At 39.0% G+C, this 10967-nt stretch carries 14 protein-coding genes; 5 read left to right on the forward strand and 9 right to left on the reverse strand.

The window, feature by feature from the left end:
• The coding region (locus O3C63_08255) for a hypothetical protein (GenBank protein ID MDA0772919.1) at window positions 1-711 on the forward strand (711 nt) is incomplete at its 5' end.
• Here the strand turns inward: O3C63_08255 and gmk are convergent.
• The 6 genes from gmk to O3C63_08285 form a co-directional block, all read right to left on the reverse strand.
• Window positions 708-1283 (reverse strand): guanylate kinase, encoded by a 576-nt coding sequence (gmk, locus tag O3C63_08260; GenBank protein ID MDA0772920.1) that lies wholly within the window; start codon window positions 1281-1283, stop codon window positions 708-710. The two genes, O3C63_08255 and gmk, sit on opposite strands and share 4 nt — an antisense overlap.
• Complete coding sequence (locus tag O3C63_08265) at window positions 1280-1744, reverse strand: NfeD family protein (GenBank protein MDA0772921.1); 465 nt, start codon at window positions 1742-1744, stop codon at window positions 1280-1282. Before O3C63_08265 ends, gmk begins: the two co-directional genes overlap by 4 nt.
• A gap of 179 nt (window positions 1745-1923) precedes the next feature.
• The gene (locus tag O3C63_08270) at window positions 1924-2826 is read right to left on the reverse strand and encodes an SPFH/Band 7/PHB domain protein (protein MDA0772922.1); all 903 of its coding nucleotides are present in this window, start codon (window positions 2824-2826) and stop codon (window positions 1924-1926) included.
• Between the two features lie 67 nt (window positions 2827-2893).
• Window positions 2894-4426, reverse strand: coding sequence for a leucyl aminopeptidase (locus O3C63_08275; protein MDA0772923.1), 1533 nt, complete (start codon window positions 4424-4426; stop codon window positions 2894-2896).
• 220 nt (window positions 4427-4646) lie between these two features.
• On the reverse strand, window positions 4647-4916 hold the full coding sequence (locus O3C63_08280; GenBank protein MDA0772924.1) for a hypothetical protein: 270 nt from the start codon (window positions 4914-4916) through the stop codon (window positions 4647-4649).
• Between the two features lie 309 nt (window positions 4917-5225).
• Window positions 5226-5945, reverse strand: coding sequence for a WecB/TagA/CpsF family glycosyltransferase (locus tag O3C63_08285; GenBank protein ID MDA0772925.1), 720 nt, complete (start codon window positions 5943-5945; stop codon window positions 5226-5228).
• Window positions 5946-6097: 152 nt separating this feature from the next.
• Here O3C63_08285 and O3C63_08290 point away from each other — a divergent pair, with 152 nt between their 5' ends.
• The gene (locus tag O3C63_08290) at window positions 6098-7108 is read left to right on the forward strand and encodes an NAD(P)-dependent glycerol-3-phosphate dehydrogenase (GenBank protein ID MDA0772926.1); all 1011 of its coding nucleotides are present in this window, start codon (window positions 6098-6100) and stop codon (window positions 7106-7108) included.
• A gap of 54 nt (window positions 7109-7162) precedes the next feature.
• Here O3C63_08290 and O3C63_08295 read toward each other — a convergent pair whose 3' ends face one another.
• On the reverse strand, window positions 7163-7555 hold the full coding sequence (locus O3C63_08295) for an HU family DNA-binding protein (protein ID MDA0772927.1): 393 nt from the start codon (window positions 7553-7555) through the stop codon (window positions 7163-7165).
• Window positions 7556-7744: 189 nt separating this feature from the next.
• Entirely contained in the window at window positions 7745-8344 is a 600-nt protein-coding gene (locus tag O3C63_08300; protein MDA0772928.1) for an RsmD family RNA methyltransferase, read from the reverse strand.
• Window positions 8345-8552: 208 nt separating this feature from the next.
• Between O3C63_08300 and O3C63_08305 the strand changes: the two genes are divergently transcribed.
• Window positions 8553-8951, forward strand: a complete 399-nt coding sequence (locus O3C63_08305) for a response regulator (protein ID MDA0772929.1) — start codon at window positions 8553-8555, stop codon at window positions 8949-8951.
• Here the strand turns inward: O3C63_08305 and O3C63_08310 are convergent.
• Complete coding sequence (locus O3C63_08310; protein ID MDA0772930.1) at window positions 8948-9901, reverse strand: thioredoxin family protein; 954 nt, start codon at window positions 9899-9901, stop codon at window positions 8948-8950. The genes O3C63_08305 and O3C63_08310 overlap by 4 nt on opposite strands.
• Window positions 9902-9986: 85 nt before the next feature.
• Here O3C63_08310 and aroQ point away from each other — a divergent pair, with 85 nt between their 5' ends.
• Together aroQ and O3C63_08320 are read left to right on the forward strand one after the other, a co-directional pair.
• Window positions 9987-10460, forward strand: a complete 474-nt coding sequence (gene aroQ, locus O3C63_08315) for a type II 3-dehydroquinate dehydratase (GenBank protein MDA0772931.1) — start codon at window positions 9987-9989, stop codon at window positions 10458-10460.
• A gap of 3 nt (window positions 10461-10463) precedes the next feature.
• The coding region (locus O3C63_08320; protein MDA0772932.1) for a radical SAM protein at window positions 10464-10967 on the forward strand (504 nt) is incomplete at its 3' end.

Genomic DNA, 10967 nt, shown 5'->3' on the forward strand with positions numbered 1-10967 from the left:
TTATTTGCAGAAGTAAAATTTAATACAAAACTCATTGAAGCAGGTCTTATAGTAGAACAAATTGGTGTTGATGTTGTTGACCAAAAACCTTTATTGATTAATGCAGATGGTAGTGATGCCCTAGCAGATATTGACCTGCAAGATCCAAGAACAGCATACACAGAACTTGTAGCAAGAGTTTTACTAGATCCCCTGCAAGCCAATCCTAGAATGATTCGCTTTAGTAATACTAGCCCTGGATCAGAGATAATATATTTTGATAGAGACAATGGTGATCTAGTCTTTAATAAAAATCACAAAGAAAGAAAGAATCCAAGACTCACAATTGTACAATCTGATAAAAGCCTTTCTAGCTTTAATTTTGATGCAATTGCAAAAGACCCTGATTTACAAACAACTTTGTATATTGAACATAAAATCAATCTCTCAACTTTTGTGAAAAAAAATAAAATGGTTTCTGCAAAACACCAACAATCTCAACTGGCTAACTTTCTAGCGGTCGCAACGGCCCATAAAGCAAAACCTGTAATTATGATGGATCTAAGTGAAGCTTATAACAATGACGCTACTATCAATCCACAAAACCATCTTATTCAAGCAGCTAAAGCAATTATTCAAGAAACCGTTAGTCAAAAGCCAAGCTGCACTAGGCCCCTAATCTTTGATAGTAATGCAAATGAAGTAAGTACTCTATTTGGGCTTGCAGCCTAAACCCTAGCCCCCAAAATCAACGCCTTCAACTTCCTCACTGCAATATCAACATCATCATTAACAACAGTGAATTTAAACTGCCCAGTGAATTTCATTTCTTCTTTGGCTTTTTCAAGACGTTTTTGCAAAACTTCTTCTGGCTCAGTACCACGCTTGCGCAGGCGGCGTTCCAATTCTTCAAGAGAAGGTGGAATCAAAAAGATAGTCAAAGCCTCTGGACATTTTTTCATTACTTGAATAGCACCCTGCACTTCTATCTCCAAAAAAACATCATTCCCCGAATCAAGTGTATCAACAACAAAAGAGCGCGGTGTGCCATAAAGATTACCAACAAACTCAGCATATTCCAAAAAATCACCAGCTGCAATCATCGCTTCAAACTCATCACGTGATTTAAAAAAATAATTCACTCCATCTTTTTCACCAGGACGCATCTCTCTAGTGGTACAGCTTATAGAGAACTTAATATTTTTGATTTCGGAAAATAACTGCTTAACGATAGTGCCCTTACCAACTCCAGAAGGTCCTGTAAAAATAATTAGGTTATTTTGGGAAGACTTGCTTTCGCTCACGCAGGCTCCTTGACACTCACTACCAGATGATTACCCTCTATCTGTTTAATTATAACTGCGCTACCTTGTCCGATCTCACTGCCATCTTCAGATTTGGCAAGCCAAGTCTCATCAAAATCTAGTAGTTTCACAAGACCAGCTTCTACTTTAGTAATTGCTTTAAAGACCATCGCTTCTCTACCCATCAACTTCTCAGTGTAGCTGCCATAATTACGCGGATCTTGCTCAGCTGGAACCTTGACCACTGCTTTGAGAAATGGTCTAATAGTAAACAAGAAAAATATACTCAAAGCAAGATCAAGAGCCAGATCCACTTGCAAACCCAAATGAGCATAATGCTCAATTGCACCAGTAATTGCAGTTGCCAAAGCGAAACAAACAAACAAAAATGTGCCAGGGCTAAATGCTTCTATTAATAGTAGTGAGCCAGCGATAATATAATGAACTAAGTGTAATGGCATAAAATAATCATATCAGGACAGGGGTTAAATGACCCTCTTAAATTTAAATTAGCCGTTCAAATCAAAAGCCCAAACCCCATTGGTATCTACCTAATAATCTTTGAGTATGTAGTAGTGAAGAAAGGAGTTGTTATATGAATCCATTTAATGAAAGTCAAACTATGATAGTAGGCACTTTCCTAACCCTCAACTGCAGGCGGACTCATCTTCGTATTAAACAGCTCACCAGCTGCAGCAAGTCCCCCAAGAGCAGTTATAGACTCAGTAGGCAAGAAGATCTTGTTGGCTTTACCGTCTGCTAGTTTCGCTAAAGTATTCATATACATCAATTGCAGCACTTCCTTAGTTGCCCCAGCTGACTTAACGTGTTCTATATATGATTTAGCAGTAATCGCTTCAGCCTCTACTTCAAGCCTGACCTTTTGAGCTTGCCCCTCTGCTCTTCTAATAAGCGCTTGTTTGTCACCTTCCGCTTTTAAGATCTCAGATTCTTTTCTACCTTCAGCATTCAAAATCGCTGCACGTTTATTACGCTCAGCTTCCATTTGTACATTCATGGCACGTTGAATATCAGCCGGCGGATTAATGTCTTTAAGTTCGATACGGTTAGTTTTAACTCCCCATTTACTGGCTGCCACATCAATAATCAACTGCAGCTTGGTGTTAATGGTGTCTCTTGAAGACAAAGTATCATCCAAAGCCATCTCGCCGATGATATTACGCAAAGAAGTTAGCGCAAGCTGCTCGATTGCATAAACCAAATTACTAATTTCATAAATAGCTGAATAAGGATTCACTATTTGGTAGTAAACCACAGCGTCCACATGAATATTAACGTTGTCCTTGGTAATAACCGACTGTGAAGCAAGCGCAAAAACCTGCTCACGCAAATCAATCGTTCTATCAACAGTATCAATAAAAGGGATAATGATATGCAAACCAGGAGACAAGGTCTGGCTATAGCTCCCCAATCTTGTTACCAAAGCACAATAACCTTGCCTAACAATAATGAATGCTCCAAAAAAGAGCATAAAAGCCACAAAAATAAAAAAGACCAAGGTGATTATTGCAAAACTATCCATGACATTAATTATAACGTCATCAGAGCGATACTAACCCAAAATTTGCTCAAGATCATCTCAAGCCTTATTAGACCTGGTTAAGTAAATAATTCATAATAGTGCGAACTGGCATTCCAGAAGCGCCCTTCGGTGACCAATCCATATCTTGATCAAACCAACAAGGACCAGCAATATCTATATGCAGCCAAGGAATTGCCTTATCAGAATCCTTTTGCTTACCAACAAACTCTTGAATAAAAAGCCCGCCATTTTGTGCGCCAGCTTTCCCACCAGAACCAGCGTTGATTAAATCAGCGATAGTTGATTTGAGACCTTCTTTGTATTCTTCATAAAGCGGAAGTTGCCACATCAATTCACCCGTTGCTTCACTTGATTTTTTGACTCTATCAAGCAAATCCTGATCATTAGTCATCAAACCCGCACAAACATTGCCCAGTGCAACCATACAAGCTCCAGTCAATGTGGCAAAATCAATAATCTCATCAGGATTTTTCTTAGAAGCGTAAGCCACAGCATCAGCCAAAGTCAAACGACCCTCGGCATCTGTATTATTCACTTCAATAGTTTTACCGTTCATTGCAGTAATTACATCACCTGGTCTATAAGCCTTACCGCTTGGCATATTTTCAGTGGCTGCAACAATTGCAGTTATTTGAATTTCTTTTGGCTTGAGGGTAGCAACAGCGTTCATGATTCCCATAATCGCAGCAGAACCAGCCATATCCTCTTTCATCATTTCCATGGACTTGGCAGGTTTAAGACTCAAACCACCACTATCAAAAGTTACACCTTTACCAATTAAAGCAATATGTTTCTTGATCTTGCCTGTTGGTTTATAGCTAAATTCAATAAATTTGGGCGGCTCATCAGCACCTTGAGCGACAGCAAGAAAAGAACCCATGCCAAGCTTCTCGCAATCTTTTTTCTCTAAAATTTTAAGTATAAGCGGATTGTTTTTACCTTCAACAATTTTTTTGGCATAGTTTGCCAAATAAGTCGGCGTAACTTCACAAGCTGGCTCCCAAACCAAATCCCTAGCCATAGCAACAGATTCTGCGATAATTTTGGCTTCATTTACTGCCTTTTTATCATTATCAGCAAGACTATCAAGCAAAATTCTTAATTCCACAAGTTCTTTTGGCTTCGGCTTTTTATCATCAGTTTTATAACGATCAAACTTGTAATTAAGCAAAATTGATGCTTCTGCCAAAATTGCAGCATCTCCTTGCCATTTAACAGCAAGCTTGTCTGTTTTTTGGACAGCACGAATTAAGGCAGCTGCAGCTTTGCGCTCGCTTGCTCTATCAGCTTTATCTTTCGGGCCCAAGCCTACCAAGATAATTTTCTTGAGTCCTTGGTATGCAGTTGTGGTTTTGTTTTGGGAACTAAGATTAATTATCAAAACTTTGCCAAGCTCAAAATCAAAGTCTTCTGACTCTATCGATTCGATAATCAAACCTTTTAAATTTTTATCAAATTCGATGAGTTGCAAAGAAAAATCTTTTTTCTTTTTTTTCGAGTCAAATGCAAAATCACTAATTGCTAAACAGTCAGAACTCAATTGAGCAGTCTTGAGAAATTTCTCTACAATAATTTTCATCTTTCAATTATAACCTACCCCAGACAAGAGTAGATGAAGGATCTGCTTCCAAGCTCATAATTAATATCCAGGATCTTGCTATTTGCAAAGAAGCATCAAATAATCCGCGACTCAAAACCTTAAAATCAACTTGGTGACTGACTCTAAAGCCACAAAAGGGACAAAAAAAAGACCCGTTGATCAACGAGTCTTTTTATATTTTCATAGTAGAAAACAGCGCTTATTTCTTTTTAGCTGCTTTCTTTTTTTTAGCTGCAGGTTTTTTAGCTGCTACTTTTTTAGGAGCTGCTTTTTTAACTGCCTTTTTTTTAGCTGCAGGTTTTTTAGCTGCAGGTTTTTTAGCTGCTGCTGGTTTTTTAGCCGCTACTTTTTTCTTAGCTGCTGGTTTTTTAGCTGCTGCTGGTTTTTTAGCTGCTACTTTTTTCTTAGCTGCTGGTTTTTTCTTAGCTGCTGGCTTTTTAGCCGCCGCTTTTTTCTTTTTGATTGCCATTGTTATGTTCCTCCAAATTTTTAAATCGTTTAACGATTTGCTCTATCATGAATCATAAATTACTTTTCAATATTAGGCAAATCTGTGTCTCGACAATAAATTTTTTGTACCCAGGTTTTGTAAAAAACTAACCCATTAAAAAATTCTCATTTGGTTTCTATCTTTCCTTACCTCAAAAAATTCTCGCCCCAAAAAAGGTCTTGAATTGAAAAGCCCGAAGGGCGAAGGATAGCAAAAAGCTACCAGGTAGGTCACAAGATAGTACCGCCTAAGATTTTTATCCCCCAAAATCCCGACTGTTTTTGCCGTTTATTCCTTGCTTCCCCCGCGGCGATGTCCCCCGACAATTAGCAATAACAAAAATCTGCGTACTTTATAAAAGAACCTTTTTAGCCGAGAAGGTTCCTGAATCAAACGAAAAAACCATTCCAATCCACAAATAATCATCCAATCAGGAGCTCTTTTTAATTTCTCTGCCCAAATATCGAAACTTCCACCAACTCCCATGAAGATACATTTATCGATTTTGACTTTGATTTCTTCTATAAAAATTTCTTGTTTTGGTATTCCCATCGCAACCAAAACCAAATCAGGACTTGCTTTGATCATTTCTTCTATAATATGTTGCTTTTGAGCAAAATCAAAGAAGCCATGATGAGCAAAAACAATTTTCTCGGCAAATTTTGCTTCTATAATATTGATGACATCTTCACTTGCACCAATTAAGATCAAACGCTTAGATTTTTCGATTAATTTACTAGCCAAATCGATTCCAGCAAGTTTTTTTAGCTTAGTTCTAAAAAATAAACGTGAAATTAGAGAAATAGCAGCACCATCTGCTATAACAATCTCCGCATTTTTGATTCTCAGCGCTTGAGCTTGATCATCTTGAGACAAAACAAACTGATCCATATTTAAGCTGGTAATTTCCAAGGATTTCAATTTAGCCTGTTCATATATATAGTTGGGCGCTGTAGCAAGTTCCAAATCATCTATAAACAGGTCAAAAAATGGGACTTTGGAATGCATTTAACTCAAGTATAGTATCATTGTGAGCGTCCTCGCTGAACTTGCGCTTTGCAGCCTAGCAATTTGTTCAAGTTCAAGGCAGAGGAGCTACTCCAAACCGGAGTTGACTGAGCCGTCAATGAGGATTTGGAGTAGCAACGATAACGCAGAACTTGAACAAAGCTGCGGCTGCAAAGATGATTAACGGAGAAAGCATATCAATATTAGGAACAGGCAGTTGGGCAAACACCTTAGCTTTCCTCTTAGGACAAAGCTATCCTATTATTCTTTGGGGTCATGATGAGCAAAAAATCAGACGCATTGCAAAAACCAGACGCTTCAAAAAACCTGCAACCCTCAAATATCCAGATAATGTCAAGATTACAGCTGAATTACGTCAAGTTTTTTTCTCTCGCATCATTATTAATGCAATTTCTCTTAAAGGAATGGAAGAAACCTACCAAAAAATCTCTTTAATGGATATTGATTCCAGCCATATCTTTGTTAATGGCTCCAAGGGCATTGACTCGAATAATTTACAAACACCCCTTGAGATCATCAGCAAATTCTTGCCAAATAATCCAAGAGCCGTGATTTCAGGACCGAATTTAGCTTTGGAATTGATCCAGGCTAAACCAATGGTTACAGAAGTTGCCTCTGCAGATATCGAAATAGCCAAAATTGTCCAAGCCAAACTATCAAATCCAAGTCTCAGAATTTATATAAATAATGACGTCAAAGGAGTTGAACTCTGCGGCGCACTTAAAAATATAATCGCAATTGCAGCTGGCGCATCTGACGCCCTGGAGCTTGGTGAAAGTACCAAAGCTAGTTTAATGTGTCGCGGGCTTCATGAGATGGGTAGATTTCTAGAATTCTATGGCTGCAAAAGTTCTACTTTAATGGGACCTGCTGGCATCGGAGATTTAGTTGCAACTTGTTCTTCCGCTCTTAGTCGCAATTATCGCGTAGGTTATTACCTCAGTAAAGGCAAAACCAAAGAAGAAATCATCAAAAAACTTGGTGAAGTAGCTGAAGGTATCAACACGACTTATGCAGTACAGCAAATTGCACAAGACAAGAATATCGACATGCCAATAGTAGAACAAATCAAAAGACTGCTTGATGGTGAGATTGATGCTGTTACTGCTGTACTTAGTTTAATGCAAAGACCAAATAAATAACAAAAAAAAGCCCCGCAGTTGCGAGGCTTTAAGTAGATAAAATCTAGTCTATGACTATCTTTTAGCTTTTGCTTTTGTTGCTTTTTTAGCAGTTGCATTTTTAGCAGTTGTTTTTTTAACTGCTGCTTTTTTAGCTGCAATTTTCTTTTGAGCTAAAACTGGTGCTTTACCAGTTTGAACTGCCGCTTTAAGCTCAGAACCTGCAGAGAATGCTGGTGCATTTTTAGCAGGGATCTTGATTTTTTGCGTAGGGTTTTGTGGGTTTACACCAACACGTGCCTTACGTTTTCTTCTTTCAAAAGTACCAAAACCTACTAGTGTGATTTTGTTTCCTTTTGATAGTTGACCAGTGATAGTAGCTAAAATTGATTTTAGTACTTCATCGGCCTGAGTTTTAGAAAGTCCAGTTTGTTCTGAAACTGTTTCTATTAATTCTGCTTTATTCATGGTTTTATCTCCTTTTGGTAACCATTTCCCATTATTAAGCCTCAGGGAAGGCACTGATAGAGATAGATACAGAGACCACTCTCAAACAGCTTTACAAGTGTAACCCTTTTGTCACTGAAAGTAAAGCTTTATCGAAAAAACTTTTAGAAAATTTCCTACGAAAATTTCCTACTTCGTTTGGCAGGATGTCTATTTTTTTTCAGCGAAGATCACAATGCAACCTCCATATTTTTTTGTTTTAAGTAATACAAGATCCTCTGTAAACTGTTGCTCTAGTGCATTTGCTAGCTCTATATCTCGATATTCCAAAATTAGCAAGGCTCCGCTCTTTAATAACTGCTGCTCTAAAACTGCTTTTACCGTTAGTAAAAACTCATCGATAGTGAATTTGAAAGGGGGGTCAAAGAAGACCAAATCAAAGCTCTCACGGGAAAACTGAGTAGATTTTAATATTTTAGGCAAAACACCAGAAACGATTTTGATCTGAGAATCTGTTTTCATTTTCTCCGAATTGCGCCTCAGCAGGCTCTTGCATTTGGGGTCGCGCTCCACAAAACTAATGGCAGCAACACCATTACTCAAAAATTCAAAGCCCATACTGCCGCTACCTGAGTACAAATCAAGGACATGCAAGTCCTCAAAAGCCTGCTCCCGTGATAGAAACATCGAACTCAAAGTATTGATTATCGCCTCTCTAACAAGTGCTTGAGTTGGTCGCAATTCCTTAGCGGTATCAGAACTCGCTAAAGTCATACCCTTGAAATTTCCTGTTGCTATTTTTAGAACCATAATCGCCTAGGCTATTCTAGCAGTACTCCTATTATCTCAAACGGCGATTTAGGCTTTTATGAACACGCTAAAAACGAAGTTTTTTAAGTCGGGTCCATAAAAAAGGTTCTGACCGTGCAAGCACGTGTCAGATAAGGGTTGAGTAGTTTAAGGTTTAATACAGAATAAAGTTGTTAAAACTGGGACTAATATAAGTGGTCCAGGATCTATGGTAGATAAAGCAAAAATTTTAATAGCAGACGACGAAGCGAGTCTAAGAACTCTACTCAGGGCAGTGATGTCATCAGAGGCTAACGAGTTTGAACTCACAGAAGCTGTTGATGGCGATGATGCTCTTACCAAAGTGCAAGCTGACAAACCCGACTTAGTGATTCTTGACGTGATGATGCCAGGTCAATCTGGTTTTGAAGTCTGCGAAAAAATCAAAAAAGACCAAAAGCTCAAAGACATCATTGTGCTTATCCTTACAGCCAAAGGACAAGAAACAGACAAGGAATGGGCTGCCTCAGTTGGCGCTGATCATTTTTTAAGTAAGCCTTTTAGTCCGCTTGAATTGCTGGAGACGGTGAGGGGTTTGTTGGGGAAGAAGAGTTCTGTTTCTAGTTAAAGCTGTAGTTCATGAAATGGAGACTCTTCATCATCGGAATCATCCTGACGATCTGGTCCTTTTGAAGCAGGGTGTTCAATTGGTTCTTTAGACTCCGGTTTGGGTTTAGCGACAGGCTCCGTTGGCTCTTCCGGTTTTATAACAGCAGCTTCTTTAGTATGTTGCTGCTTAGCAATATCAAGACTCTTAGCTACGCCCAAGCTACCATCTTCTTTTCTATAAAGATAGCCAAATGCTGGTATACCGCTAGTATCAACTCCTATTTGCTCAGCCAAATTTAGATTTTGATCAACATCTACCTTAAGAATTGCATGGTTACCTTTATCATGCAAAGTAGCTCCAGGAATATTTGTGGGCTGTCCACCAGACTGAATCTCATGTTGAGCATCAAATTGCTTACAAGGTACACACCAAGAAGCGCCAAACTTAACTAATAATGGTTTATCACCTGCTTGATTTATAGCCTCATCAAGTGTAGACGCAGCTTTATTTGTTTGTGGATCAAGTGAAGCTCCAGCATTGGTAAAACTTTGACTAGATGATACTCCGCTATTTCCTGAAGAACCAACATTAGAATTTCCTGATGAAGAGCTTGTATTATTCTTTTTAGCGTCACTTGATGAAGTCCCAGAACCTTTGCCACTAGAACTTCCACCAGAACTAGCCCCTTGACCTGGAACAGCAAATGCTCCTTGAGGAGGCGGCATCACCGCTGGCTGTTGAGGCGCAGCTTGATTTCCGCGCAAAGCTTTGTTCAACCTAGAATCCTCTACTACAGCTTCTCCGGCAGCATCTTGTTTGACTACTTGTTTCTTCGGGTCTTTGCTCTTGCCAGTTTTGGTAGTACCTTCATCACCATCTTTTTTCTTTGCTTCATTAGCATTAGCAGGGCTCGTGCCAGTGATTGCTGGGACGATATTGATTAAAATACTCGCTAAATTGATAGACATTTTTACCTATACTAACAAAATAACCTTTTGAGGTTAAGAACTAGTTAATTAGCCACTCTCTCTTGGTACAATAAGGACAAGTCTCATGCAAATACTAGTAATTCACGGACCAAATATCAATCTCTTAGGTTCTAGAGAACCTGATACCTATGGCTCTATGACGATGGATGAAATCAATAAATCAATCGAAGAGCTGGGAAGCGCACACAATATCCAAACAAGTTTTTTTCAATCCAATATTGAAGGGGAGATTGTTAACAAAATTCAAGAAGCTTCCTTATCTAAAGTAATCAATGGCATCATCATCAACCCTGCTGCCTATACTCATACGAGTGTCGCAATTCGAGATGCGCTTGCAGCAAGTAAAATCTCAACTATTGAAGTTCATCTTTCAAATGTCTACAAACGTGAGGAGTTTAGACACAAATCTATTACAGCACCAGTTTGTCGTGGACAAATTTGCGGCTTTGGAGCAGCCAGCTACACGCTTGCGATGCTTGCTTTTATTGATGCTAACAATAACGACAAGGATTCAAAGGACTTTAGTTCACTAGCCTAGTCTATGCAAAGTGAGACTCTTCTTTTCAAGCGACAAAGCGGTGGACCCTTGCATGTACTCAACTGTTTTCCCAACACTTATGCTGTTGGCATGGCGTCACTTGGCTATCAAACTATTTTCAAGCTCTACGCTTCTAGTCCCAAGACTCATGCCTTCCGTTATTTTACCGATTGGTCAGAAAACCATCCCAAAGATATCGACTTAATGACATTTTCTATTTCTTGGGAATTAGATTTTATCAACCTACTAGAAATTTTCAAACAACTCAATATCCCTTTCAAAGCCAGTGATAGAGGGCCGCAGCACCCACTAGTACTTGGCGGTGGTCCAGTGCTTACAGCAAACCCAGAGCCTTGGGCTGAGTTTTTTGATTTGATTGCAATTGGAGATTGCGAGAATAATACAGAAGCCATTATTGAAACGGCACTTGACGTCACGGCAAAGGGCTTGCTACGTCGCTCCGCTCCTCACCATGACGCCTTTCTCCAGATCCCCGGAATCTATGTA

It is taken from the genome of Cyanobacteriota bacterium (genome assembly GCA_027618255.1).
In the GTDB taxonomy this organism is placed as follows: domain Bacteria; phylum Cyanobacteriota; class Vampirovibrionia; order LMEP-6097; family LMEP-6097; genus JABHOV01.

What these genes read in the sequence shown, in the direction of transcription:
- O3C63_08310 (MDA0772930.1), bottom strand. Translation starts at nt 9,901, where the DNA reads ATGTCTATCAATTTAGCGAGTATTTTAATCAATATCGTCCCAGCAATC.
- O3C63_08270 (MDA0772922.1), bottom strand. Translation starts at nt 2,826, where the DNA reads ATGGATAGTTTTGCAATAATCACCTTGGTCTTTTTTATTTTTGTGGCT.
- O3C63_08305 (MDA0772929.1), top strand. Translation starts at nt 8,553, where the DNA reads ATGGTAGATAAAGCAAAAATTTTAATAGCAGACGACGAAGCGAGTCTA.
- O3C63_08275 (MDA0772923.1), bottom strand. Translation starts at nt 4,426, where the DNA reads ATGAAAATTATTGTAGAGAAATTTCTCAAGACTGCTCAATTGAGTTCT.
- O3C63_08265 (MDA0772921.1), bottom strand. Translation starts at nt 1,744, where the DNA reads ATGCCATTACACTTAGTTCATTATATTATCGCTGGCTCACTACTATTA.
- O3C63_08280 (MDA0772924.1), bottom strand. Translation starts at nt 4,916, where the DNA reads ATGGCAATCAAAAAGAAAAAAGCGGCGGCTAAAAAGCCAGCAGCTAAG.
- aroQ (MDA0772931.1), top strand. Translation starts at nt 9,987, where the DNA reads ATGCAAATACTAGTAATTCACGGACCAAATATCAATCTCTTAGGTTCT.
- O3C63_08285 (MDA0772925.1), bottom strand. Translation starts at nt 5,945, where the DNA reads ATGCATTCCAAAGTCCCATTTTTTGACCTGTTTATAGATGATTTGGAA.
- O3C63_08295 (MDA0772927.1), bottom strand. Translation starts at nt 7,555, where the DNA reads ATGAATAAAGCAGAATTAATAGAAACAGTTTCAGAACAAACTGGACTT.
- O3C63_08300 (MDA0772928.1), bottom strand. Translation starts at nt 8,344, where the DNA reads ATGGTTCTAAAAATAGCAACAGGAAATTTCAAGGGTATGACTTTAGCG.